The 25,112-nt window shown below is 59.8% G+C and carries 18 protein-coding genes; 13 read left to right on the top strand and 5 right to left on the bottom strand.

Features of this window, described 5'->3' with window-relative positions:
• Nucleotides 1–165 precede the first annotated feature (165 nt).
• A complete protein-coding gene (locus tag ACQKPC_RS00155; RefSeq protein ID WP_427622700.1) occupies nucleotides 166–1,500 on the bottom strand; it encodes a substrate-binding domain-containing protein in 1,335 nt (444 codons plus the stop codon).
• Nucleotides 1,501–1,695: 195 nt separating this feature from the next.
• Nucleotides 1,696–2,508 carry an exodeoxyribonuclease III gene (xthA, locus tag ACQKPC_RS00150; RefSeq protein WP_427622699.1) on the bottom strand — a complete coding sequence of 271 codons (813 nt, stop codon included), beginning with the start codon at nucleotides 2,506–2,508 and terminating at the stop codon, nucleotides 1,696–1,698.
• 329 nt (nucleotides 2,509–2,837) lie between these two features.
• Here xthA and ACQKPC_RS00145 point away from each other — a divergent pair, with 329 nt between their 5' ends.
• From ACQKPC_RS00145 to ACQKPC_RS00115, 7 genes are all read left to right on the top strand, one after another.
• On the top strand, nucleotides 2,838–3,488 hold the full coding sequence (locus ACQKPC_RS00145; protein ID WP_192342610.1) for a GNAT family N-acetyltransferase: 651 nt from the start codon (nucleotides 2,838–2,840) through the stop codon (nucleotides 3,486–3,488).
• A 64-nt stretch (nucleotides 3,489–3,552) separates the two neighbouring features.
• Nucleotides 3,553–5,280, top strand: coding sequence for an autotransporter assembly complex protein TamA (locus tag ACQKPC_RS00140; protein ID WP_427622698.1), 1,728 nt, complete (start codon nucleotides 3,553–3,555; stop codon nucleotides 5,278–5,280).
• Nucleotides 5,277–8,951 (top strand): translocation/assembly module TamB domain-containing protein, encoded by a 3,675-nt coding sequence (locus tag ACQKPC_RS00135; RefSeq protein WP_427622697.1) that lies wholly within the window; start codon nucleotides 5,277–5,279, stop codon nucleotides 8,949–8,951. Before ACQKPC_RS00140 ends, ACQKPC_RS00135 begins: the two co-directional genes overlap by 4 nt.
• Nucleotides 8,952–9,190: 239 nt before the next feature.
• A complete protein-coding gene (locus tag ACQKPC_RS00130; RefSeq protein ID WP_007896150.1) occupies nucleotides 9,191–9,670 on the top strand; it encodes a MarR family winged helix-turn-helix transcriptional regulator in 480 nt (159 codons plus the stop codon).
• A complete protein-coding gene (locus ACQKPC_RS00125) occupies nucleotides 9,660–11,129 on the top strand; it encodes an efflux transporter outer membrane subunit (protein ID WP_427622696.1) in 1,470 nt (489 codons plus the stop codon). The genes ACQKPC_RS00130 and ACQKPC_RS00125 overlap by 11 nt, the downstream gene beginning before the upstream one ends.
• Before the next feature lie 15 nt (nucleotides 11,130–11,144).
• Nucleotides 11,145–12,347: an efflux RND transporter periplasmic adaptor subunit gene (locus tag ACQKPC_RS00120; RefSeq protein WP_427622695.1), complete on the top strand. Its 1,203-nt coding sequence runs from the start codon at nucleotides 11,145–11,147 to the stop codon at nucleotides 12,345–12,347.
• A 201-nt stretch (nucleotides 12,348–12,548) separates the two neighbouring features.
• The gene (locus ACQKPC_RS00115; protein ID WP_427622694.1) at nucleotides 12,549–14,078 is read left to right on the top strand and encodes a DHA2 family efflux MFS transporter permease subunit; all 1,530 of its coding nucleotides are present in this window, start codon (nucleotides 12,549–12,551) and stop codon (nucleotides 14,076–14,078) included.
• 126 nt (nucleotides 14,079–14,204) lie between these two features.
• Here ACQKPC_RS00115 and lpxH read toward each other — a convergent pair whose 3' ends face one another.
• Both lpxH and ACQKPC_RS00105 read right to left on the bottom strand, forming a co-directional pair.
• Nucleotides 14,205–14,957, bottom strand: coding sequence for a UDP-2,3-diacylglucosamine diphosphatase (gene lpxH, locus ACQKPC_RS00110; RefSeq protein ID WP_427622693.1), 753 nt, complete (start codon nucleotides 14,955–14,957; stop codon nucleotides 14,205–14,207).
• Nucleotides 14,954–15,457: a peptidylprolyl isomerase gene (locus ACQKPC_RS00105; RefSeq protein WP_007896145.1), complete on the bottom strand. Its 504-nt coding sequence runs from the start codon at nucleotides 15,455–15,457 to the stop codon at nucleotides 14,954–14,956. Before ACQKPC_RS00105 ends, lpxH begins: the two co-directional genes overlap by 4 nt.
• A gap of 265 nt (nucleotides 15,458–15,722) precedes the next feature.
• Here ACQKPC_RS00105 and ACQKPC_RS00100 point away from each other — a divergent pair, with 265 nt between their 5' ends.
• Nucleotides 15,723–17,420, top strand: coding sequence for a glutamine--tRNA ligase/YqeY domain fusion protein (locus tag ACQKPC_RS00100; RefSeq protein WP_427622692.1), 1,698 nt, complete (start codon nucleotides 15,723–15,725; stop codon nucleotides 17,418–17,420).
• Nucleotides 17,421–17,438: 18 nt separating this feature from the next.
• A complete protein-coding gene (cysS, locus tag ACQKPC_RS00095) occupies nucleotides 17,439–18,821 on the top strand; it encodes a cysteine--tRNA ligase (protein WP_008014309.1) in 1,383 nt (460 codons plus the stop codon).
• A 111-nt stretch (nucleotides 18,822–18,932) separates the two neighbouring features.
• On the opposite strand, the gene ACQKPC_RS00090 is transcribed toward cysS, so the two are convergent.
• Nucleotides 18,933–20,783: a sigma-54-dependent Fis family transcriptional regulator gene (locus tag ACQKPC_RS00090; RefSeq protein WP_427622691.1), complete on the bottom strand. Its 1,851-nt coding sequence runs from the start codon at nucleotides 20,781–20,783 to the stop codon at nucleotides 18,933–18,935.
• Between the two features lie 455 nt (nucleotides 20,784–21,238).
• On the opposite strand from ACQKPC_RS00090, the gene ACQKPC_RS00085 reads away from it, so the two are divergent.
• Genes ACQKPC_RS00085 through ACQKPC_RS00070 form a run of 4 tightly spaced genes read left to right on the top strand, consistent with a single transcriptional unit; the run spans nucleotide 21,239 to nucleotide 25,102 of the window.
• Entirely contained in the window at nucleotides 21,239–22,333 is a 1,095-nt protein-coding gene (locus tag ACQKPC_RS00085; RefSeq protein ID WP_030130905.1) for an ABC transporter ATP-binding protein, read from the top strand.
• Nucleotides 22,333–23,430: an ABC transporter ATP-binding protein gene (locus ACQKPC_RS00080; RefSeq protein ID WP_427622690.1), complete on the top strand. Its 1,098-nt coding sequence runs from the start codon at nucleotides 22,333–22,335 to the stop codon at nucleotides 23,428–23,430. Before ACQKPC_RS00085 ends, ACQKPC_RS00080 begins: the two co-directional genes overlap by 1 nt.
• Entirely contained in the window at nucleotides 23,427–24,293 is an 867-nt protein-coding gene (locus ACQKPC_RS00075) for a carbohydrate ABC transporter permease (RefSeq protein WP_008068280.1), read from the top strand. Before ACQKPC_RS00080 ends, ACQKPC_RS00075 begins: the two co-directional genes overlap by 4 nt.
• An 8-nt stretch (nucleotides 24,294–24,301) precedes the next feature.
• Entirely contained in the window at nucleotides 24,302–25,102 is an 801-nt protein-coding gene (locus tag ACQKPC_RS00070) for a carbohydrate ABC transporter permease (protein WP_007896138.1), read from the top strand.
• The last annotated feature ends 10 nt before the right edge of the window (nucleotides 25,103–25,112 follow it).

Here is a 25,112-nt window from a genome sequence, read left to right as displayed (position 1 = left end):
GACTGGTGGGCTCTTGTGGCGAGGGAGCTTGCTCCCGCTGGGGCGCGAAGCGGCCCTAAAATACGGCAATCCGATTGTTTCAGATGTATCGGGTCGCCTGGTTTTACGACTGCTTCGCAGCCGAGCGGGAGCAAGCTCCCTCGCCACAGTTGTTCGCACTCCGTTTCAATACACCCAAACCTCAACCCGCCGATTCTTGATCCGCCCCTCATCCCCAAGGTTGGTCGCCACCGGCATCTCTGCGCCGAAACCACGAATCTCGCGAAACACCACGCCGCTTTTCACCAGCTCTCGCCGCACCGCCATGGCCCGCAGTTTCGACAGCAGATCGGCCCGCGCCGGGTCGCTCTTGGCGTCGCCAAACCCTACCAGCGTCACTTGCCGATTGGTTTTGTCGTGCTGCTTTATATAGTCGAGCACCCGCGACAGGTCTTGTCGGGCCTTGTTGTCCAGCGTCGCGCTACCTTCTTCAAAACGAAAGTTCACCGTCAGCCGCTGGGCATGACGGCTGAGTGCCTGATAACCCTCGGGCATCAACACATTCGGCGTGACCGCCATGGCCTGAACAGTCTGTGCGATAAAGCCATTGGCTGCGACGATCGCCTGGCCTTTGCTGCTTTGCGCGAACTTCACCAAGGCCTTGGCCCAGGGATTTTTCCCATTCGGCGGCAGGTAAAAGAACAGCCGACGGGATAGCGGGTAATCTTCCGTCGCGATCAGGCTATTGACCGGCAGCATGGCCTGGGAGTCGCCATCGACAATCGCTACGGCTTTGGCCTGGCGCACATAAGGCAAGCCGATGAAGCCGATGCCTTGCGGGTCGAGACTGACGGCATCCGACAATTGCTCGCTGGATTCGAAGCGTTTCGCGTTGCTGCTCAGGGTTTTCCCACGCGGGCTGAGGACCAGTTCCTTGAGCGTGTCATAGGTGCCCGATTGATCATCCCGCGCGTACAGATGGATCGTCCCACCGCTGCTGCCGAGTGCTTCCCAGGTTTTCGCTTCGCCGCTGAAGATTCGCGCCAGTTGTTCGGTGTTGAGTTGCTTCAGCGGATTGTGCGGATGAAGGATGATTGCCAGCCCGTCGATGGCGATGACTTGCTCGGCAATCGGGCTTTTCAGGTCACCCAGCAGCTCAAGATCCAGCCGTTCGTTGTCCTTGATCGGGCGCGACGAAGCCGCGAGATCGGCAGAGGTGATTCTCAGGGCTTTGAACCCGGTGCTGGAACCATGGGCCGCGACTTCCACCTCGACTCGGCGTCCCTGAACGGTTTCGCCGACGATGCGTTGTTCGTTGGCTTTGTCCGGGGCTTCGCGGTGAACCTTGAGCAGGCCCTGTTCACGCATCAAGCCCTCGACCAGCGCCGGGCCCAATGCTGCGCCAATGGTGTTGGAGCCTTGAATGCGCAACACCGGCCCACGTTCGGACGTCGGCAAGTCGCCGGCCGACGCCGGCAGCACAGCGCCGAGCAGTAACAGGAACAACACGCGCAGCGTCATGCCGGTACCTAATGAAGCCAAAGAAAGTGCCGGGAGAATAAGTCAGTAAGGTTTCTGAACGATGACAGTGATCGTTCCCACGCTCTGCGTGGGAACGCCGCCGGGGACGCTCCGCGTTCCGCTCTTGATGTGACGCAGAGCGTCACGGGATGCATTCCCACGCAGAGCGTGGGAATGATCAGCAACGCCGCCGGATCAGCTCAACTCAAGCCAGATCGGTGCGTGGTCGGAGGGTTTTTCCATCCCGCGCAAGTCGTAATCCACGCCGGCATCCTTCACGCGCGGCAACAATCCATGGGATGCCATAATCAAGTCAATCCGCAGCCCACGCTTGGGTTCATCTTCAAAACCGCGGCTGCGGTAGTCGAACCAGCTGAAACGGTCGGCAACGTCCGGGTTCAGGTGACGGAAGCTGTCCACCAGGCCCCAATTCTTCAAGCGGGCCATCCATTCGCGTTCTTCCGGCAGGAAGCTGCATTTGCCGGTTTTCAGCCAGCGTTTCATGTTGTCCGGGCCGATGCCGATGTCGCAGTCTTCCGGGGAAATGTTCACATCGCCCATCACCACAATCGGCTGGTCGTTGCTGAACTGGCTTTCCAGCAACTGCTGCAAATCGTTGTAGAAACGTTCCTTGGCCGGGAATTTGGTGGGGTGATCGCGGCTTTCGCCCTGTGGGAAATAGCCGTTCATGATGGTTACCGGCACGCCATTGGCGTCGGCGAACGTGCCCCAGATGAAGCGCCGCTGAGCGTCGTCTTCATCGGTAGCGAAACCTTTGTACAGCGCAATTGGCTCCTGGCGCGAGAGCAGGGCCACGCCGTAGTGGCCTTTTTGCCCATGGAAATGCACGTGATAACCCAGTGCCTGAACCTCGGCCAGGGGAAACTGGTCGTCGTGAACCTTGGTTTCCTGCAGGCCGATCACGTCCGGTTGATGTTTCTCAATCAGCGCCGCCAGCTGATGCGGGCGAGCGCGCAGCCCGTTGATGTTGAAGGAGACGATCTTCATGGTCGGCAGTCCTGGCAAAAGTGCGATGCTAGCTGACATGTAGGAATGGGGCCAGCCTTGGGGTGAGGCGATTCGTTGTGTTCTGTCAGAGATGTGTTGGCAGATCGGGCCTCTTCGCGGGCAAGCCCGCTCCCACAGTATCCGTGTCGCACACAAGATCTGTGAACGCCACTGAAACTGTGGGAGCGGGCTTGCCCGCGAAGGCGTCAGCCCGGTCGATGAAGATCCCGGCTTGGTCTATACCTGTGTGGGGAACTGTGAAGCCACCCAAAGGCTCGTACCAATAAGAACGCGGCCTTCTGAGCCGCGCCCAGGGGAGAACTACCGTTATGCCCGAAACCTCAACCGTCATCGCCGATATTCACATGCTCGACAGCGGCTATTCCCGCGAAGCACGCTCCTTGTTGTATCAGGCGTACCGGCACGAGCCGACGTTCGGCTACCTGTTCGAAGCCGAACGCCCCGGTTATGAACAGCGAGTACGGGCCACGGTGCGCGAACTGGTCAAGCAACACTTTCTTCAGGAGTTGCCAGCCATCGGCCTGCTAGTGAATGACCGCTTGATCGGCATCGCCCTGATCGCACCGCCACAACGCCGCCTGGGCATTACCGAAAGCTGGGCCTGGCGTCTGCGGATGGTACTCAGCACCGGGTTTCGCTGTACCCGACGCTACCTCGATTACCACGCCGCCGTGATGGCGTGCGTGCCGTCCGACTCGGTGCACGTTTTGCCATTACTGGGGGTTCATCCGCAATTCCAGGGCAAGCACTTCGGCGAACAATTGCTGCAAGCGGTCCATAACTGGTGCGCGGTCGATGAGCACTCACAGGGTGTGATCCTCGACACCGGGAATCCTCGTTATCTGGAGTTCTATAAGCGACAGGGCTATGAGGAAATCGGCGAAGTAGCAGTAGGACCGATTCTTGAACACGTGTTTTTCCACGCGAATCCGCAGGTGTTACAAACGGCAACGGCATAACAGTAGAACTTTCACGGCAGGTCAGGCTCTATCAGGCCCCCAGGCTCGTGATAGCATCCGCGCTATGAAGTTTTCCGGAAGATTTACCAGTGGCGTGCTGATGCTGATCTCCAGCTGCGCGGCGCTGGCGCAAAGTGAATTGGATGTACGGATCAAACCATCCAACGATGAACTGAAAGCCAATATAGAAGGCTATATCGGTAGCCTCGGCGATCGCGATGAAGAAGCCTTGCTGCGCTTCAGTCGCGGCGCCGAAGAACAGGCGCGCAAAGCCGCCCAGGCCTTGGGTTATTACCAGCCGCAAATCGACAGCGACGTGAAGGGCGGCAAGACGCCGCGCCTGGTGTTGAATATCGACCCTGGCGAGCCGATCCATTTGCGCAACGTCACGGTGCGCATCGACGGTCCGGCAGCCTCGTTCAAATCCTTTCGGGTACCGAAAAGCGATCTGCTCAAACCCGGTGCGGTGCTTAACCATGGCCGTTATGAGGACGCCAAGCGGCTGATCCAGAACCAGGCCTCGCGCTACGGCTTTTTCAGTGGGCGCTTCACCCGCCAGAAACTGTTGGTGGACCCGCGCGCCGGCGTCGCCGACATCGAACTGATCTACGACAGCGGCCCGCGCTATGCGCTGGGCAAGGTCAGTTTTGAAGGCGACACGCCGTTCGACGAAGACCTGCTGCAACGCATGGTGCCGTTCAAGGCCGGTGCGCCCTATGACTCTGAACTGATCGCCGAACTCAATCAGGCGCTGCAATCGAGCGGTTATTTCGAGGGCGTGCGTGTGGACGCGGCGCCGACCGCGTCCAAGGACGACGTGATCCCGGTGGCGGTCAAACTGGAAACCCGCAAGCCACGGACCATGGGCCTCGGTCTGGGCTTTTCCACGGACGTCGGTCCACGGGCCAAAGCCAACTGGACTCGGCATTGGGTCAATCCTCAAGGGCACAGTTACGGCTGGGAGGCGGAGATTTCGGCGCCACGGCAGAACGTCGGGCTGTTTTATGACGTTCCTCTGGATCCGCCATTGACCGACAAACTGCGCTTTGCCGGTGGTTATCAATATGAAGAAATCGCTGGCACCGACACCCTTAGCAAACTGCTGACCCTCGGCCCCGAATGGCACAGCAAGTTGCCCAGCGGCTGGCAGCGGGTGGTATCACTCAAATGGCAGCGCGAGGAATACCAACTCGGTGACGATTCGGGGCTTAGCACCCTGCTAATGCCCGGCGTGAGCTATTCCTACCTCAAAAGCGACAACCGCATCGATCCGCACAACGGCTATCGCCTGCAATTCGAAACCAAGGTCGCCAAGGAAGGGTTGGGTTCGGACACCAACCTGGTCTACGGTACGGCGCTGGTCAAAGGCCTGACCACGGTCTTCGACAAACACCGTTTGCTCGGTCGGGTGCAGGTCGGCGGCAGCGCCACCAACGGCTACAAATCGGTGCCGCCGTCCTTGCGCTTCTTCGCCGGTGGCGATCAGAGCGTGCGCGGTTACGACTACCAGAGCCTGTCCCCGGAAAACTCCGATGGCGACCGTATCGGTGGCCGCTACATGGTGGCCGGCAGCGTCGAGTATCAATACTCCATCGCCGAAAAATGGCGGGTCGCGACCTTCATCGACCAGGGCAACTCCTTCAACACACTTGAACTGCCGAACCTCAAGACCGGGGTCGGTATTGGTGTGCGCTGGGTCTCACCGGTGGGGCCGATTCGCCTCGACCTGGCCCACGCGATGGACGACGACGGCGGCATTCGATTGCACTTTTCCATGGGGCCTGAGCTGTGAAGCGTGGTTTGAAAATAACGCTGCTGGCGATTCCGGCACTGCTGATGCTGATCGTGCTGACACTGGTCACCGTGCTGGGCACTCCGACGGGCAGTCGCTGGGCGCTCGGGTTTGTGCCGGGTTTGACCGTGGAGAATTTCCAGGGCCGTTTGGGTGGGCAGTGGAGCGCCGATCATCTGGTGTGGCAGCCGGACAGCAGCCGGGTTGAGCTGAACAAAGCGATTTTCGCCTGGTCGCCGCTGTGCCTGATGCGCATGACGTTGTGCATCGAGCAATTGCAGGCGGAGCAGGTCAGCCTGCAATTCCCGCCGGGCGTGGAAGAGGAAAGCAGCGGGCCGATCAGTCTCCCGGACTTGAAATTGCCGCTGGCCATCGAATTGGGCGACGTCAAAATCGGCCGCCTGCTGTTCAACGGCAGTGAAGAACTCAAGGGCCTGCAACTGGCAGCGCACTGGACCGAGAAGGGTTTGCAGATCGACTCGGTGCACTTGCAGCGTGATGAATTGAGCCTGAACCTGTCCGGCCTGTTGCAACCGAGCGGTAACTGGCCGCTGAACGCTGAAGGCAAACTGACCCTGCCGTCGCCGGGTACCGAACCATGGGCACTGGCCTTGAAGGTCGATGGCGATCTACTGAAAACCCTGAATCTGAAAGCCGACAGCAGTGGCTACCTGAACGGCCAACTCACTGGCGAGCTGCAACCGCTGGCGGAAAACCTCCCGGCCAAAGTGCGCATCACCGCCGACGGCTTCAAGGCCAGCACCGATCTACCGGACACCCTGCAACTCAATCAACTGGAACTCACCGGCGACGGCGACCTGAAAAACGGTTACCAATTGCTCGGCAAAGCCACGTTACCCGCAGAGCAAGGCCCGGTTGCGCTGTTGCTGCAAGGCAAGGTCGACGCCAAGGGCGCGCAGATCGCCGGTCTTGATTTGACGGCCAACGACAAACAAAGCCTCAAGCTCACCGGGCAAGTGGACTGGAGCAAAGGCCTGAGTGCTGAAGCGAAAATCGACTGGCTGGATTTCCCGTGGCGCCGTCTCTATCCGCTGATCGACGAGCCGCAAGTGGCGCTGCGCAGCTTCAACGGTGAGGTCTCTTATACCGACGGCAACTACATCGGTAACTTCAAGGCTGCACTGGATGGCCCGGCGGGGGCGTTCAGTCTGAACAGCCCGTTCAGCGGTGATCTGAGCAAAATCCACCTGCCGCAATTCAAGCTTGAAGCCGGGCAGGGCAAGGCTGAAGGGCACCTGAACCTGCAGTTTGCCGACGGTATCGCCTGGGATACGGCGCTGGACCTCTCGGCAATCAACCCGGCGTACTGGCTCGCGGAGCTACCGGGCACGTTGGCCGGTCCCTTGCGCAGCAAAGGTGAGATGAAGAACGAAACGCTCAGCCTGACCGCCGACCTGGACCTGAAAGGCAAGCTGCGCGGGCAACCGGCGGTGTTGCAAGCCAAGGCCGATGGCGCCGGCGAGCAGTGGAACCTCAATACCTTGCAGATTCGCCTCGGCGACAACAGCATCAACGGCAAAGGCAGCCTGCAACAGAAACTTGCCGGGCAGATCGACATTAAAATGCCGCGCCTGGCCCAACTCTGGCCGCAACTACGTGGTCAGCTCAATGGCCAGGTCGATGTCGCCGGCACACTCAAGGCGCCACAAGGCAAGCTCGGTCTGCAAGGTACGCAACTGGCCTTCGAAGACAATCGCCTGCAAAGCCTCAATCTGGACGCCACCCTCGACAGCGCCCAGCGGGCGAAAATCGACCTCAAGGGCAGCGGCATTCAGACCGGCGACACGTCACTGGGCACATTGACCGCCAGCGGTCAGGGTGACATCAAAAACCAGAAACTGGCCCTCGACCTGCAAGGACCAAAGCTGAAGTTGGCGCTTGGTCTCGACGGTGCGCTGGACAAGGGCAATTGGCGCGGGCGTCTGGCCAGTGGCGATATCCAGGCCGGCGGTCAGGACTGGAAACTGCAAAATCCGGCGAAGCTTGAGCGACTGGCGGACGGCAAGATCAACTTCGGCGCCCATTGCTGGATGTCCGGCCCGGCTAGCCTGTGCGGCGAAGACCAGCGCTTGATGCCCGAGCCAAAACTGCGTTACCACCTCAAGCAGTTCCCCATCGACAGCCTCGCGCAGTGGTTGCCGAAGGATTTTGCCTGGAAGGGCAAGCTCAACGCCGACCTGCAACTGGACTTGCCGGCCAGCGGCCCGAACGGCCTGGTCAGCATCGACGCCAGTGGCGGCACGTTGCGTATGCGCGAGAAGGAACAATGGCTGGACTTCCCGTACCAGACCCTGAAACTCACCAGCAAACTCACGCCAAAACGCATCGATACCGACCTCAACTTTGTCGGTGGCAAGCTCGGTGAACTGATGGTTCAGGCGCAGATCAATCCGCTACCGAAGAACAAACCGTTGACCGGTTCATTCCGCCTCAGTGGTCTGGACTTGTCGGTGGCGCGTCCGTTTGTGCCGATGGTCGAGAAACTCACCGGGCATTTGAGCGGCAGCGGCACATTGTCCGGCGGACTGCTGGCGCCGCTGGTCAATGGCAACCTTGAGCTGCGCGACGGTGAAATCTCCGGGCCTGAGTTGCCGATGGCGCTCGAAGCCTTGCAACTTCAAGCCGTGATTGCCGGCGAAACCGTGCAACTGAACGGCGGCTGGAAAAGCGGCAAGAGCGGGCAGGGCAGCCTCAATGGCAACATCGCCTGGGGGCAGGCGCTGGTGGTGGACCTGGCGCTCAAGGGCTCGCAGTTGCCGGTCACTGTCGAGCCCTACGCCGCGCTGGAAGTCGCGCCGGACCTGAAGATTTCCATGAAGGACGACAGACTGGCAATCGTCGGCAAAGTGCTGGTGCCCAAGGGCGAAATCACCGTGCGCGAGCTGCCGCCGTCCACGGTCAAGGTCTCCGATGACACGGTGATCGTCGGTCAGCAGACCGAAGAGGGCAAACCGCCAATGGCCATGGCGATGGACATCGATGTGGTGGTGGGGCAGGACAAACTCAGCTTTGCCGGGTTCGGCCTGACCGCCAACCTGCAAGGTCAGGTGCACATCGGCGACAACATGGACACCCGTGGCGAGCTGTGGCTCAACGACGGACGTTACCGCGCCTACGGTCAGCGACTGACGGTGCGCCGGGCGCGTCTGTTGTTTGCAGGTCCCATCGATCAGCCGTACCTCGACATCGAAGCGATTCGCCAGACCGACGACGTGATCGCCGGCATTCGCCTGAGTGGCAGCGCCGAGCAGCCGACCACGCAGATCTTTTCCGAACCGGCGATGAGTCAGGAGCAGGCATTGTCCTATCTGGTGCTGGGGCGTCCGCTGAGCACCACCGGTGAAGACAACAACATGCTCGCCCAGGCCGCCCTCGGGTTGGGCTTGATGGGCAGCTCCGGCGTGACCAGCGGCTTGGCCAAGGATCTGGGCATTCAGGACTTCCAGCTCGACACCCAAGGCAGCGGCACCAGCACCGCCGTGGTGGCCAGCGGCAACATCTCGGAAAAACTCAGCCTGCGTTATGGCGTCGGGGTGTTCGAACCGGCCAACACCATCGCCTTGCGCTACAAACTGAGCAAAAAGGTCTACCTCGAAGCCGCCAGCGGCGTGGCCAGTTCGCTGGACATCTTCTACAAGCGGGATTTCTAACCCCCAACCTGATCATTCCCACGCTCCGCGTGGGAATGCAGCCCGGGACGCTCCGCGTCCCTTCCCAAGCCGAACGCAGAGCGTCCGTTGAGGCATTCCCACGCAGAGCGTGGGAACGATCAGCGGTGCACCATTTATCAACTAAATAGAAAGCAACCTAACTATTGCGTTGACATTCTCTGCCTAGGCAGTAATATCTCGACATACATTCTCTGCCTAGGCAGCTAATCGGTGGTCAGATGAAACATTTCACCTCATACGATTTCCATAATTGCCATCTCGGCCTTTTGCTCGGGCGCGCCGCGCTGCTCAAGGACCGGATCATCGACACACACATGGAACCCCACGGCATCACCGCCGCGCAGTTCAAAGTGCTGATCATCATGGCCCAGTTCGGCGTCGATACCCCGGCCGAGCTGTGCCGTCACCTGTCGCTGGACAGCGGTTCGATGACCCGCATGCTCGATCGTCTGGAACAGAAAGGTTTCCTCGCCCGCCAACGCTCTGAGGCAGATCGGCGTCAGGTTCAGCTGGTGCTGACCGAACAGGGCCAACAGCTGACCGACCAGCTGCCGCAGATCGGCGCCGACGCGATGAATGAACTGGCCGGCGCCATCACCCCGGAAGAATTGAAAACCCTGGAACAGATCCTGAAGAAAATTCTGGTAGCCGCGGGTGACTCGATCACCCTGCTGCGGGTAGGTGGCCATGAACAGTAAAAGCCTGCGCAGCGGACTGAGCCTGGTGCTGTTGGCCATGAGCCTCGCCGGTTGCGCCAGTTACAGCGGCCTGACCACCGAAGGTGTCAGCCTCGATGCGAAAAATCTAAAGGCCGGGCAATCCCTCAACGGCGTGACTCTGTCGCCCGCGGCGTGGCCGAAAAGCGACTGGTGGAAAAGCCTTGGCGATCCGCAGCTCGACGGCCTGATCCGCGAAGCCCTACACGACAGCCCCGACATGCAAATCGCCGACGCCCGGGCCCATCAGGCCAGTGCTGCCGCGTATGCCGCCGACGCCGCGCGGATGCCGACCCTCGATGCCAGCGCCGGCGTCAGCCGTTCGCGTCTGGCTCGCGATCAGGACCCGAGCGGGCAGGGCGGCACCTATTCCACCGTGCGTAATCTCGGTGCGAGTTTCAATTACAACTTCGACCTTTGGGGCGGCCAGCGCGATGCCTGGGAAGCCGCATTGGGCCAGGCCCGTGCCGCCGAAGTCGATCAGCAGGCCGCGCAGCTGACCTTGTCCGCCGATGTCGCCCGCGCCTACAGCGATCTGGGGCAGGCGCACATCATCCATGACCTGGCCAGCGAAGACCTCAAGCGCACCCAACAAATGCTCGACCTCAGCCAGCGTCGCCTGAGCTCGGGGATCGACAGCCAGTACCAGTTCCAGCAGACCGAAAGCCTGGAAGCCAGCGCCGAAGCCAGCCTGATCGACGCCGAGAAACGCCTGCAAAGCGCGAAAATCGCCTTGGCGGTGCTGCTGGGCAAAGGCCCGGATCGCGGCAATGAAATCGCCCGACCGAAAGTTCTCCAGGCCAGCGCCGTGGCGTTGCCGTCGGTGCTGCCGGCGGAGTTGCTCGGTCGTCGCCCGGACCTGGTGGCGGCACGCTGGCGGGTTGAAGCCGCGAGCAAAAACATCGCGGCGGGCAAGACTCAGTTTTACCCCAACCTCAACCTGAGCGCGGCGGCCGGTGTCGAATCATTGCTGGGCGATGCGATGTTCGGTTCGGCGAGTCGTTTCTTCAACGTCGCGCCGACGATCTCGGTGCCGATTTTCGACGGTGGCCGCCTGCGTGCCGACCTCGATTCCCGCGACGCCGATTACGACCTCGCGGTGGCGCAGTACAACAAAAGCCTGGTGAAAGCCCTGGGTGATGTCAGCGACACCATCAATCAGTTACGCGATATCGGCCGGCAAATCGGCGCCCAGCAGCACGCCACCGACATTGCCCAGGATTCTTACAACACCGTGGTCCAGCGCTACGGTTCCGGCATCGGTAACTACCTGGATGTGCTCAGCATCGAGCAGCAATTGCTCCAGGCCCAGCGTCAACTGGCCAACCTGAATGCCGAGCAGATCGACCTGTCGATTCAACTGATGCAAGCGCTGGGCGGCGGCTTCCAGGGCGAAACCCTGACCGCAGCCAACGCAACCCCAGCCACGCAGCACAACTAATTCAAGGGACCCGTCATGGCCACTGTCGATACATCCCAAGCCTCTGACAACGCTCAAGACACGAGCAATCCACGCAAGCGCAAAGTGATGCTGTTTGCACTGACCATCGTGGTGATCCTCGCCGGGCTCGGCGTGTGGGGTTATCAAGAGTTTTACGGTCGCTGGAATGAAAGCACCGACGACGCCTATGTGAACGGCAACGTGGTGGAAATCACCCCGCTGGTCACTGGCACCGTGGTCAGCATCGGCGCCGATGATGGCGACCTGGTTCACGAAGGCCAGGTATTGGTCAACTTTGACCCGAACGACGCCGAAGTCGGTCTGCAAAGTGCCCAGGCCAATCTGGCCCGCACCGTGCGCCAGGTGCGCGGTTTGTACAGCAATGTCGACGGCATGAAAGCCCAGGTCAATGCGCAACAGGCCGAAGTGCAAAAGGCCCAGGACAACTTCAATCGGCGGAAAAACCTCGCCGCCGGCGGGGCGATTTCCCAGGAAGAACTGTCCCACGCCCGTGATGACCTGACCTCGGCGCAGAACGCCCTGGCCAACGCCAAACAACAACTCATGACCACCAGCGCGCTGGTCGATGACACCGTGGTGTCGTCGCACCCGGACGTGATGTCCGCCGCCGCGCAATTGCGTCAGGCGTACCTGACCCATGCCCGTAGCACCTTGATCGCGCCGGTCACCGGTTACGTTGCCAAACGCAGCGTGCAACTGGGCCAGCGGGTCCAGCCGGGCACCGCGCTGATGGCGGTGATCCCGTTGGATCAACTGTGGATCGACGCCAACTTCAAGGAAACCCAGCTGCGTGACATGCGCATCGGTCAGCCGGTGGACATCGAGGCCGACCTCTACGGCAGCGACGTCAAATACAGCGGCACCATCGACAGCCTCGGCGCCGGGACCGGCAGCGCGTTTGCCTTGCTGCCGGCGCAGAACGCCACCGGTAACTGGATCAAGATCGTCCAGCGGGTGCCGGTGCGGATTCACATCAATGCCGAAGAGCTGGCCAGGCACCCATTGCGGGTCGGCCTGTCGACTCAGGTCGACGTGAACCTGCGTGACCAGAGTGGTCCGGTGCTGGCCCAACAGTCGCCGCAAAAGGCTTCGTTCAGCACCGGCATCTACGACCGTCAGTTGGCCGAGGCCGATGCGATGATCACCCAGTTGATCCATGACAACAGCGCCGCGGTCAGCAAAACCGCGAACCGCTGATTGGTCATCACACCGACCCTGTGGGAGTGAGCTTTTGTGGTGAGGGAGCTTGCTCCCGCTGGGTCGCGAAGCGACCCCAAAAACTCTGCGACTGCTTCGCAGCCGAGCGGGAGCAAGCTCCCTCGCCACAAAGGCTCGCTCCCACAAGGTCAGCTGCGTCTGTAACAGGCGCAGCGCCAATCAGGTTTCAAAGGATTTGCGATGAGCAATAACGCGTCTTTCACGCCGCCCAGCCTGCTGCTCAGCACCATCGGCCTGTCGCTGGCGACCTTCATGCAGGTGCTCGACACCACCATTGCCAACGTGGCCTTGCCGACGATTTCCGGCAACCTGGGCGTGAGTTCGGAGCAGGGCACCTGGGTCATCACCTCGTTTGCCGTGAGCAACGCCATTGCGCTGCCGCTGACCGGTTGGCTCAGCCGGCGTTTTGGTGAGGTGAAGCTGTTTCTCTGGGCGACAATGCTGTTCGTGCTGGCCTCGTTTCTCTGTGGCATCTCAACCTCGATGCCAGAGCTGATCGGCTTTCGGGTGCTTCAAGGCCTGGTGGCCGGTCCCTTGTACCCGATGACCCAGACGCTGCTGATTGCAGTCTATCCGCCCGCCAGGCGAGGCATGGCCCTGGCGTTGCTGGCGATGGTCACGGTGGTGGCGCCGATTGCAGGGCCGATCCTCGGCGGCTGGATTACTGACAGCTACAGCTGGCCGTGGATTTTCTTTATCAACGTACCGATCGGAGTTTTCGCAGTGATGGTGGTGCGCCAGCAACTCAAGGCGCGTCCGGTGGTGACCAGTTACCAGCCAATGGATTACGTCGGTTTGATCACCTTGATCATCGGTGTCGGCGCGTTGCAGGTGATCCTCGACAAGGGCAATGATCTGGACTGGTTCGAATCGAACTTCATCATCGTCGGCGCGGCTATTTCAGTGATTGCGCTGGCGGTGTTCGTGATCTGGGAAATGACTGACAAACACCCGGTGGTCAACCTGCGGCTGTTCGCTTACCGCAACTTCCGTATCGGCACCATCGTGCTGGTGGGCGGTTATGCCGGGTTTTTCGGCATCAACCTGATCCTGCCACAATGGCTGCAAACCCAAATGGGCTACACCGCCACCTGGGCCGGATTGGCGGTGGCGCCGATCGGTATTTTGCCGGTGCTGCTGTCGCCGTTTGTCGGCAAGTACGCGCACAAGTTTGACCTCCGACTATTGGCCGGTGGCGCGTTCCTGTGCATCGGCTTGAGTTGCTTCATGCGCGCCGGGTTTACCAACGAAGTGGACTTCCAGCACATCGCTTTGGTGCAGTTGTTCATGGGCATCGGGGTGGCGCTGTTCTTCATGCCGACCCTGAGCATTTTGATGTCGGACTTGCCACCGAGCCAGATTGCCGACGGCGCAGGCCTTGCGACCTTCCTGCGGACCCTGGGCGGTAGTTTTGCGGCATCGTTGACCACCTGGATCTGGATTCGCCGCGCCGATCAACACCATGCATATTTGAGTGAAAGCATTACCACGTATGAGCCGGCGACCCGGGAGGCGTTGAACACGCTCGGCGGGGCGGGTAACCCAGCCTACGCGCAGCTGGATCATGTGCTGACCAGCCAGGCGTACATGCTCTCCACCGTGGATTACTTCACGTTGCTCGGGTGGGCGTTCATGGGGTTGATTCTGCTGGTGTGGCTGGCGAAACCGCCATTTGCGGCGAAAGCGGGCCCGGCTGCCTCCGGTCATTGAGCCCAGAAGATCGTTCCCACGCTCCGCGTGGGAATGCAGCCCGGGACGCTCCGCGTCCCATTCAAAGCCGAACGCAGAGCGTCCGTTGAGGCATTCCCACGCAGAGCGTGGGAATGATCGGGTCGATTAGGCAGAAGGGGCTGCCAGTTGTGGCGGCGGGGTGAAATCAAACGGCGCCAACGCAAACCCTTGCTCATCCACCTGCAACGCCCAACCCTGACGATCCCAATCCCCCAACACAATGCGTTTGGCTGCTTGCTCGCCAATCTGCAACTTGTGGATGGCCGGGCGATGGGTGTGGCCGTGGATCAAGGTCTTCACGCCGTACTGCTGCATGACCCGCGGCACTTCTTCCGGCGTGACATCGACAATGTCATTAGCCTTCATCCGCGTTTGCGCGCGGCTTTCGCTGCGCAGCTTGCGCGCCAGTTTATGGCGAGTGCGCAAGGGCAGATTTCGCAGGATGAACCGGGTGATCGGGTTGCGCAGGTAGCGCCGCAGCTTCATATACGCTTCGTCGCGGGTGCAGAGGCTGTCGCCGTGCATCAATAGCACTGGCTCGCCGTAGAACTGCACGACACTCGGGTCTTTCAACAACGTGCAGCCGGCCTGTTTGCAGAAAGCCTGGCCGAGCATGAAGTCGCGATTGCCGTGCATCAGAAAAATGGCCGTGCCGCTGTCGCTGAGGTCGCGCAGGGCCTGGCAGATGGAACGCTGGAACGGCGTCATGGCATCGTCGCCAATCCACGCCTCGAAAAAGTCGCCCAGAATGTACAACGCACTCGCTGAGCGGGCACGTCTAGCGAGCAAATCCAGAAACGCCCGGGTAATGTCCGGGCGCTCCTCTTCCAGATGCAAGTCTGAAATCAGCAGTATCACTCAATGATCTCGGCTTTCTCGATGATCACGTCTTCTGCTGGTACGTCCTGGTGGCCGGCTTTGGAAGTCGTGGCCACGCCTTTGATCTTGTCGACCACGTCGGTGCCTTCGACTACTTTGGCGAATACGGCGTAGCCCCAGCCCTGAGTGGTTTTGCCACTGTGGTTGAGGAAGCTGTTGTCAGCCACGTTGATGAAGAACTGGGCGGAAGCCGAATGCGGCTCCATGGTGCGGGCCATGGCCACGCTATATTTCACGTTCGGCAGGCCGTTGTCGGCTTCGTTCTGGATGCTTGGGCGCTTGTCTTTCTTTTCTTTCATGCCTGGCTCGAAACCGCCGCCCTGGATCATGAAGTTGCCGATGACACGGTGGAAAACGGTGTTTTCGTAGTGACCGGCTTTGACGTATTCGATGAAGTTGGCCACGGTGATCGGGGCTTTCTCAGCGTTCAGTTCCAGGACGATGTCGCCATGGTTGGTGGTCAGTTTGACTTGGGTCATGATCGGTACTCTTTTTTCTATGAATTCGTGGGTTTCGGGGCGTTCAGGCCCTCAACCAGTCCGGCCAGTGTCGGCCAAGGCAGGCAGTTTAGCGTGCCGGGCGCGAATTTCGAGGCTGTTTTTCATTGGCAACCGATTAAATGCAACCGATTGCCGGCCTGCTCTGTCAGCCACTTGACAGCATCGGCTATGATAAGCCCCTTTGATTTATAACAGCCGCTTTGATTTGGCCAACTGGCCGCGCACTTGTACGTTCAAGGATCCTATGAGCAAGCCCACTGTCGACCCTACCTCGAATTCCAAGACTGGCCCTGCCGTGCCGGTCAATTTCCTGCGCCCGATCATCCAGGCGGACCTGGACTCGGGTAAGCACACGCAGATCGTCACCCGTTTCCCGCCTGAGCCCAACGGCTACCTGCACATCGGTCACGCCAAGTCGATCTGTGTGAACTTCGGTCTGGCCCAGGAATTCGGCGGCGTCACGCACCTGCGTTTCGACGACACCAACCCGGCCAAGGAAGACCAGGAATACATCGACGCAATCGAAAGCGACGTCAAATGGCTGGGCTTCGAATGGTCCGGTGAAGTGCGCTATGCCTCGCAGTATTTCGACCAGTTGCACGACTGGGCGGTAGAGCTGATCAAGGCCGGCAAGGCCTACGTCGACGACCTGACCCCCGAGCAAGCCAAGGAATACCGTGGCAGCCTGACCGAACCGGGCAAGAACAGCCCGTTCCGTGACCGCTCGGTTGAAGAAAACCTCGACCTGTTCGCCCGCATGAAGGCTGGCGAGTTCAAGGACGGCGCACGCGTGCTGCGGGCCAAGATCGACATGGCCTCGCCGAACATGAACCTGCGCGACCCGATCATGTATCGCATCCGTCATGCCCATCACCACCAGACCGGCGACAAGTGGTGCATCTACCCGAACTACGACTTCACCCACGGCCAGTCGGACGCCCTCGAAGGCATCACCCACTCGATCTGCACCCTGGAGTTCGAAAGCCATCGTCCGCTGTACGAATGGTTCCTCGAGAACCTGCCAGTACCGGCGAAACCGCGTCAGTACGAGTTCAGCCGCCTGAACCTGAACTACACCATCACCAGCAAGCGCAAGCTCAAGCAACTGGTCGATGAAAAGCACGTTCATGGCTGGGACGATCCGCGCATGTCCACGCTGTCGGGTTTCCGTCGCCGTGGCTACACGCCGAAATCGATCCGCAACTTCTGCGAAATGATCGGCACCAACCGTTCCGACGGCGTGGTCGACTTCGGCATGCTCGAATTCAGCATCCGTGACGACCTCGACCACAGCGCCCCGCGTGCCATGTGCGTGCTGCGTCCGCTGAAAGTCGTGATCACCAACTACCCGGAAGGCCAGGTCGAAAACCTCGAATTGGCGTGCCACCCGAAAGAAGACATGGGCGTGCGCGTTCTGCCGTTCGCCCGTGAGCTCTACATCGACCGTGAAGACTTCATGGAAGAGCCGCCAAAAGGCTACAAGCGCCTGGAGCCGAACGGCGAAGTGCGCCTGCGCGGCAGCTACGTGATCCGTGCCGACGAAGCGATCAAGGACGCCGATGGCAACATCGTCGAATTGCGTTGCTCGTACGATCCGGAAACCCTGGGCAAGAACCCTGAAGGCCGCAAGGTCAAAGGCGTGGTGCATTGGGTGCCGGCTGCGGCCAGCGTCGAATGCGAAGTGCGTCTGTACGATCGCCTGTTCCGTTCGGCCAACCCTGAAAAGGCCGAAGACAGCGCCAGTTTCCTGGACAACATCAACCCTGACTCGCTGCAAGTTCTCACTGGTTGTCGTGCCGAGCCTTCGCTGGGCAATGCACAGCCGGAAGACCGTTTCCAGTTCGAGCGCGAAGGTTACTTCGTCGCGGATATCAAGGACTCGAAACCGGGCGCTCCGGTATTCAACCGTACCGTGACCTTGCGTGATTCGTGGGGCCAGTGATTCAAGGAACAACATAAAGTGCTAACGATCTACAACACGCTCACCAAGAGCAAAGAAGTTTTCAAGCCGCTGGATGGCAACAATGTGCGCATGTACGTCTGCGGGATGACCGTGTACGACTACTGCCACATTGGCCACGGCCGCAGCATGGTCGCGTTCGACCTGGTGACCCGCTGGTTGCGTTTCAGCGGTTATAACCTGACGTATGTGCGCAACATCACCGATATTGAAGACAAGATCATCAATCGGGCCAAGGAGAACGGCGAGCCGTTCGATGTGTTGACCGAACGCATGATCACCGCGATGCACGAGGACGAGGCGCGCCTCAATATCCTCAAGCCGGACATGGAGCCGCGGGCCACCGATCATATCGCTGGCATGCAGAGCATGATCCAGACCTTGATAGACAAGGGCTACGCCTACGCACCGGGCAATGGCGACGTGTACTACCGCGTCGCCAAGTTCATGGGTTACGGCAAGCTGTCGCGCAAGAAGATCGAAGACCTGCGCATCGGCGCACGGATCGAAGTCGACGAGTCGAAACAGGACCCACTGGACTTCGTGCTGTGGAAAGGCGCCAAGCCGGGCGAGCCGAGCTGGCCTTCGCCGTGGGGCGACGGACGTCCGGGTTGGCACATCGAGTGCTCAGTGATGTCGACTTGCTGCCTCGGCGAGACCTTCGACATTCATGGCGGCGGCAGTGACCTCGAGTTCCCGCACCACGAAAACGAAATCGCCCAGAGCGAAGCGGCCACCGGCAAGACCTACGCCAACGCGTGGATGCATTGCGGCATGATTCGCATCAATGGCGAGAAGATGTCCAAGTCCTTGAACAACTTCTTCACCATTCGCGACGTGCTGGAAAAGTACCACCCGGAAGTCGTGCGTTACCTGCTGGTATCCAGCCACTACCGCAGCGCGATCAACTATTCGGAAGACAACCTCAAGGACGCCAAAGGCGCGCTCGAGCGTTTCTACCACGCGTTGAAAGGCCTGCCGAACGTGGCACCGGCTGGTGGCGAAGCCTTTGTCGAACGTTTCACTCAGGTGATGAACGACGACTTCGGTACCCCGGAAGCCTGTGCGGTGCTGTTCGAGATGGTCCGCGAGATCAACCGTCTGCGCGAGAGCGATCTCGATGCAGCGGCCGGTCTGGCGGCTCGTTTGAAAGAATTGGCGAGCGTGCTGGGTGTGTTGCAGCTTGAAGCCGATGACTTCCTGCAGGCCGGTGCCGAAGGGCGGGTCGATGCGGCTGAGGTTGATGCACTGATCCAGGCGCGGCTGACGGCTCGTGCCAACAAGGACTGGGCCGAATCCGACCGCATCCGCGACCAGCTCACCGCCATGGGCGTGGTGCTGGAAGACGGCAAGGGCGGGACGACCTGGCGATTGGCTGACTGATGATCGTTCCCACGCTCCGCGTGGGAATGCCTCAACGGACGCTCCGCGTTCGGCTTTTGAAAGGGACGCGGAGCGTCCCGGGCTGCGTTCCCACGCGGAGCGTGGGAACGATCAGTCGCCTGACTGGCGCAATCGCTTGTAAAGGGTGTTGCGACTAACCCCGAGCCTGCGGGCTAAATGGGAAATATTCCCCCCAGCCGCCTGCAACTGCCGATTCAATTCCTCGGCATCATTGAGGTCGACGGTTATCGGCTCCGGCGAATCCACTGGCTCCATCTCCAGGTCGACAAAAAAATCATCCGGCAAATGCTCCGGCCGCACCGGTTGTTCCTCGGCCATGGCCAGCGCTACCTGCATCACACTGCTGACCTGACGCAAATTCCCCGGCCACGGATGACGGCTGAACAGCTCCATCACTTCACGGCTCAAGCCAGCCCATTGGCTCGGTTCGCGGTGCTGTTCCCACAGCCGTTTGAACAGCGCCTCTTTATCGCTACGCTCCCTGAGCGGCGGCAGTTCCAGGGTCAAACCGCCGATGCGGTAATACAAATCCTCACGAAACCGCCCCAGCTGAACCTGTTCGCGCAACGAGCGGTTGGTCGCTGAAATGATCCGAATGTCCACCGGGAACAACTCGCTGCTGCCCACCGGTTGCACGCAACGCTCTTGCAATACCCGCAACAGCCGGGCTTGGGTCGGCAGCGGCATGTCGCCGATTTCATCGAGGAACAGGGTGCCTTTGTCGGCCTTGCGGATCAGCCCGATGCTGCCTTTCTGATTGGCACCGGTGAACGCGCCTTTCTCATAGCCAAACAGCTCGGACTCCACCAGTTCGGCGGGGATCGCGGCACAGTTCACGGCAATGAAAGGCTGTTTGCTGCGTGAACTGGCCTGATGCAGGGCTTTGACGAAGACTTCCTTACCGACCCCGGTTTCCCCATGGATCAACAGCGGAATGTCTTTTTCCAGCAAGCGCTCGGCCTGGCGCACGGCTTTTTCCACGCGGCTGTCGCCAAAATGCAGGGTGTTGAGGCTGATCGCGGCGGGCGCTGGCGCCGTGGGTTCAGCACGCTCAGGTTCAGAAAACAGACGAGCCCGAATCGGCGTCTGTTTCGGTCGTTTCAACAGGCACTGGAAACGGTTGCGCCCCGAGGCTTGCAGGGCAAACGGCAGGCCGTCCGGCTGGTTCAGCAGTTCCAGCAATGAGACTTTGAACAGGCTTTCGACGCTGACTCGCGACAGGCTGATGCCCAGCAGGTTGTCGGCCCGGCGATTGGCCGACAGCACCTGACCGGTCTCATCGAAGATCAGCAACCCGGCCCATTGGCTGTCGAGGTTGTTCAGTCCGGTGTTGAAGGTCAGCTGGAAATGCTGGCCATGGAACAGGTTGAGGATCAGCCGGTTCTCCACGGTCTGGCTCATCATCTTGACCATGCCCAAGGTGTGGGACGGCGGCAGGTAGCTGTCGCTGGACACATCCAGCACCGCGATCACCTTGCGCTCGGCATCGAAAATCGGCGCGGCGGAACCGGTCATGAAGCGGTTGGCCTTGAGAAAATGTTCATCGTGTTCGATGTGCACCGCCTGCTCGCAGGCCAATGCAGTGCCGATCGCATTGGTCCCGCTGCAACGCTCCATCCAGCTGGCGCCGGCGCTGAAGCCGCGGGTCAGGCTCGGCTCGATGAAACGTTGGGTACCCCAGGACGTCAGCACCTGGCCCTGATTGTCGGCGAGCATGATCAGGCAGTTGGAGTTGCTGAGGATGTTCTCGTAATACGGCAGGACTTCCTGGTGAGTGGTTTGCACCAGTGAGTGCTGGCTCTCCAGCAACTGGGCGATGCCATCGGCCGGCAGTTGATCGAACGCTGGTGCGCTCTGATGATCGAGCCCGAACGCGCGGCAGCGAGACCAGGAGTCCTGGATGATGGCGTCGTGGGAGAGCGGCGGGGCAGGTGCGGCCATGGCAGTCGATCTCTGAGCAAGCTTTTATTGTTTTTATGGGTTTTGCAAAACGTTCAGCGCGCCACAGAGCTTCTTTGGGCCACCGCGATATCACGCCGAAAACAATACCTGTAGGAGCTGCCGCAGGCTGCGATCTTTTGATCTTCGGCGTTTGTACAGACGCTAAAAGTCAAAAGATCGCAGCCTTCGGCAGCTCCTACAGTGGCCGCGTTCATCACGAGATGAATGCGGTGGATCACGCAAAAAGCATCTGTAGAGTGTTGTTCACATTTGTTCATTGTCAATCTTTTAACTGTTCAATTGTTCAGTCGCGGTTGTTCATTTCTGTTCAGCAACGAACGCGGTTTTTCCTCCGTTTGAAGGATTTCCAAGCCAGATCAACCGCTTGGAATTTCTGGCACGAATGTCGCTGTAGTGCTCCGGTCGCTTGACTCCAATAATAAAAAGGCCGAGCCATGTCACTAATCCTGGAGCACGTCAGCCGTACCGTCGAGGGTCAAACCTGGATCGACGATGCGTGCCTTAACTTCGAACCCGGATCGTTCAACGTTTTGCTCGGTCGCACGCTGTCCGGCAAAACCAGCCTCATGCGCCTGATGGCAGGTCTGGACAAGCCCGACAGCGGTCGCATCCTGATGAACGGCGTCGACGTCACTCAACGCCCGGTGCGTTTGCGCAACGTGTCGATGGTCTATCAGCAGTTCATCAATTACCCGACCATGACGGTGTTCGAGAACATCGCCTCGCCGCTGCGTCAGTCCGGCGTTTCCAACGAGCTGATCCAGAGCAAAGTGCTGGAAACCGCGAAGATGCTGCGCATCGAGAAATTCCTCCAGCGTTATCCTTTGGAGCTCTCCGGTGGCCAGCAACAGCGCACGGCCATGGCCCGGGCGCTGGTCAAGGATGCCGAGCTGATTCTGTTCGACGAGCCACTGGTCAACCTCGACTACAAGCTGCGCGAAGAGCTACGCCAGGAAATGCGCGAGCTGTTCAAGGCCCGGCACACCATTGCGATTTACGCCACCACGGAACCCAACGAAGCCCTGGCGCTGGGCGGTACAACCACGATTCTTCACGAAGGTCGGGTGATTCAAAGCGGCAAGTCCTCCGAGGTGTATCACCAGCCACAAACCGTGCTGGCGGCGGAATTGTTCTCCGAACCGCCGATCAACCTGATGCCGGGGCGTATCGCCGGTAACGAAGTCAGTTTCGCCAATTTTGTGCACTTTCCGTTGAACGTCGATCTGCGGCCGGTGGGCGAGGGCGAGTTCCGTTTCGGCGTGCGCCCCAGCCACATTTCGCTGGTGCCGAGCAACGACGACGATCTGGAGTTGGCGGTGACCGTCGAGGTGGCCGAGATCAGCGGTTCGGAAACCTTCCTGCACGTGCGCAACGAGTATTTCCTGCTGGTGCTGCACTTGCCGGGTGTTCACGAATACGACGTCGACGCGCCGATTCGCATCTATATCCCGACCCATAAACTGTTTGTGTTCGATATGCAGGGGCGGCTGGTTCAGGCGCCCGGTCGGCGCATTGCGAGGGTTGCCTGATGGCCGAAATCCGTTTGCAGAACCTTGCCCACAGCTACACTCCTACGCCGACTGGCCCTGAGGATTACGCGATCCGCGAGATGGACCACGTCTGGGAGCAGGGCGGCGCGTATGCGCTGCTCGGGCCTTCGGGGTGCGGCAAGTCGACCTTGCTCAACATCATTTCCGGGTTACTCAGCCCGTCCCAGGGCCAAGTACTGTTCGACAGTAAAGTGGTTAACGAACTGACCCCGGAAAAGCGCAACATCGCCCAGGTTTTCCAGTTTCCGGTGGTCTACGACACCATGACGGTGTTCGATAACCTGGCCTTCCCGTTGCGCAATCAGGGCATGGCGGAAGCGAAAATTCACACCAAGGTGCAGGAAATCGCTGAAGTCCTCGATCTCCAGGCACTGCTGTACAAAAAGGCGCGCAACCTTACCGCCGATGAAAAACAGAAAGTCTCCATGGGCCGTGGACTGGTGCGCGATGACGTGTCGGCAATCCTCTTCGATGAACCGCTGACGGTGATCGACCCGCACCTGAAATGGAAACTGCGGCGCAAGCTCAAGCAGATCCACGAGCAGTTCAACATCACCATGGTCTACGTCACCCACGATCAGCTCGAAGCTTCGACCTTCGCTGACAAGATCGCAGTGATGTATGGCGGCCAAATCGTGCAGTTCGGCACGCCACGGGAATTGTTCGAGCGACCGAGCCACACCTTTGTCGGTTATTTCATTGGCAGCCCGGGGATGAACCTGATCGAGGTCCAGCCACAAGCCGGCGGTGTTGGTTTTGCCGGGACTCATTTGCCGTTGTCCGACGCGATGCAGAAACGAATCGCCGAGTCCGAATGGAAAACCCTGAAGGTCGGCATTCGTCCGGAGTTCGTCCATGTGTGGGACGAACCCTTTGATGACGCGATGCAGGCACAGGTCGTACACGTTGAAGACCTGGGGACCTACAAGATCATGACCCTGAACCTCGACGGCGCTCCGCTGAAAGTACGCCTGGCCGAAGACAAACCGGTGCCCGAAGGCACGGCATACATCAGTTTTCCGGCGCAATGGCTGATGGTCTATGCCGATGATTACCTGTTGGAGGTGCTGCCATGAACAAGGTGCAGAACAACAAGGCCTGGTGGCTGGTGTTGCCGGTATTTCTGCTGGTGGCGTTCAGTGCGGTGATCCCGATGATGACCGTGGTCAACTACTCGGTGCAGGACATCTTCGACCAGTCCAGCCGCTACTTCGTCGGCGCCGACTGGTACAAGCAAGTGCTGCTCGACCCTCGTTTGCATGACTCGCTGCTGCGCCAGTTCATCTACTCCGGTTGCGTGTTATTGATCGAAATTCCGTTGGGCATCGCCATCGCCCTGACCATGCCGACCAAGGGCCGCTGGTCGTCGGTTGTGCTGATTATTCTGGCGATTCCGCTGCTGATCCCGTGGAACGTGGTCGGCACCATCTGGCAGATTTTCGGCCGCGCGGACATTGGTCTGCTCGGCGCCAGCCTCAAGGCCATGGGCCTTAACTACAACTATGCATCCAACACCATGGACGCCTGGGTCACGGTGTTGGTGATGGACGTCTGGCACTGGACGTCGCTGGTTGCGCTGTTGTGTTTCTCCGGTTTACGGGCGATTCCAGACGTGTATTACCAGGCGGCGCGGATTGATCGAGCGTCGGCCTGGGCGGTTTTCCGACACATCCAGTTGCCCAAGCTCAAGAGCGTGCTGCTGATCGCGGTGATGCTGCGGTTCATGGACAGCTTCATGATCTACACCGAGCCGTTTGTGTTGACCGGTGGTGGCCCGGGGAATGCCACGACCTTCCTGAGTCAGACTCTGACCCAAATGGCCGTAGGGCAATTCGACCTCGGCCCGGCGGCTGCATTCTCGCTGGTGTACTTCCTGATCATTCTGTTGGTGTCGTGGCTGTTCTACACCGCCATGACTCACTCTGACGCCAATCGGTGAGGCCCGCCATGAGCAAGAGAAAGCTGATTCCACTGCTGATCTACATCCTGTTCCTGCTGGTGCCGATCTACTGGCTGCTGAACATGTCCTTCAAGAGCAACACCGAAATCCTCGGCGGTCTGACCCTGTTTCCCCAGGATTTCACCTTCGCCAACTACAAGGTGATCTTCACTGACCCGAGCTGGTACACCGGTTATCTCAACTCGCTGTACTACGTGAGCCTGAACACGGTGATTTCCTTGAGCGTGGCGCTGCCGGCGGCGTATGCGTTTTCACGCTATCGTTTCCTCGGTGACAAGCACCTGTTTTTCTGGCTACTGACTAACCGCATGGCGCCACCGGCAGTTTTCCTGCTGCCGTTCTTCCAGTTGTATTCCTCGATCGGGCTGTTCGACACCCACATCGCGGTTGCGCTGGCTCACTGCCTGTTCAACGTGCCGTTGGCGGTGTGGATTCTTGAAGGCTTCATGTCCGGCGTTCCCAAGGAAATTGACGAAACCGCCTACATCGACGGCTACAGTTTCCCCAAGTTCTTCGTGAAGATCTTCGTCCCGCTGATCGGCTCCGGGATCGGCGTCACGGCGTTTTTCTGCTTCATGTTTTCCTGGGTCGAGCTGTTGCTGGCGCGAACCCTGACCTCAGTGAACGCCAAACCCATCGCGGCGGTGATGACCCGCACGGTCTCGGCGTCCGGCATCGACTGGGGCGTGCTGGCGGCAGCGGGGGTGTTGACTATCCTGCCGGGCATGTTGGTGATCTGGTTTGTTCGCAACCACGTGGCCAAGGGCTTTGCCCTGGGCCGGGTATGAGGAACTGATG

This window comes from Pseudomonas sp. NPDC089918 (genome assembly GCF_050280605.1).
Taxonomy (GTDB): Bacteria; Pseudomonadota; Gammaproteobacteria; order Pseudomonadales; family Pseudomonadaceae; genus Aquipseudomonas.
Note: the sequence above shows the minus strand (reverse complement) of the source record. Positions and strands in the feature narration are given on the sequence as shown.

Excerpts from the sequence above, each read along its gene's own strand:
- ACQKPC_RS00125 (WP_427622696.1), top strand. The coding sequence starts at position 9,660 with ATGAACAGTAAAAGCCTGCGCAGCGGACTGAGCCTGGTGCTGTTGGCC.
- ACQKPC_RS00075 (WP_008068280.1), top strand. The coding sequence starts at position 23,427 with ATGAACAAGGTGCAGAACAACAAGGCCTGGTGGCTGGTGTTGCCGGTA.
- ACQKPC_RS00120 (WP_427622695.1), top strand. The coding sequence starts at position 11,145 with ATGGCCACTGTCGATACATCCCAAGCCTCTGACAACGCTCAAGACACG.
- ACQKPC_RS00080 (WP_427622690.1), top strand. The coding sequence starts at position 22,333 with ATGGCCGAAATCCGTTTGCAGAACCTTGCCCACAGCTACACTCCTACG.
- ACQKPC_RS00155 (WP_427622700.1), bottom strand. The coding sequence starts at position 1,500 with ATGACGCTGCGCGTGTTGTTCCTGTTACTGCTCGGCGCTGTGCTGCCG.
- ACQKPC_RS00130 (WP_007896150.1), top strand. The coding sequence starts at position 9,191 with ATGAAACATTTCACCTCATACGATTTCCATAATTGCCATCTCGGCCTT.
- ACQKPC_RS00100 (WP_427622692.1), top strand. The coding sequence starts at position 15,723 with ATGAGCAAGCCCACTGTCGACCCTACCTCGAATTCCAAGACTGGCCCT.
- ACQKPC_RS00115 (WP_427622694.1), top strand. The coding sequence starts at position 12,549 with ATGAGCAATAACGCGTCTTTCACGCCGCCCAGCCTGCTGCTCAGCACC.
- ACQKPC_RS00105 (WP_007896145.1), bottom strand. The coding sequence starts at position 15,457 with ATGACCCAAGTCAAACTGACCACCAACCATGGCGACATCGTCCTGGAA.
- xthA (WP_427622699.1), bottom strand. The coding sequence starts at position 2,508 with ATGAAGATCGTCTCCTTCAACATCAACGGGCTGCGCGCTCGCCCGCAT.
- ACQKPC_RS00140 (WP_427622698.1), top strand. The coding sequence starts at position 3,553 with ATGAAGTTTTCCGGAAGATTTACCAGTGGCGTGCTGATGCTGATCTCC.
- ACQKPC_RS00145 (WP_192342610.1), top strand. The coding sequence starts at position 2,838 with ATGCCCGAAACCTCAACCGTCATCGCCGATATTCACATGCTCGACAGC.
- ACQKPC_RS00090 (WP_427622691.1), bottom strand. The coding sequence starts at position 20,783 with ATGGCCGCACCTGCCCCGCCGCTCTCCCACGACGCCATCATCCAGGAC.
- ACQKPC_RS00070 (WP_007896138.1), top strand. The coding sequence starts at position 24,302 with ATGAGCAAGAGAAAGCTGATTCCACTGCTGATCTACATCCTGTTCCTG.
- ACQKPC_RS00085 (WP_030130905.1), top strand. The coding sequence starts at position 21,239 with ATGTCACTAATCCTGGAGCACGTCAGCCGTACCGTCGAGGGTCAAACC.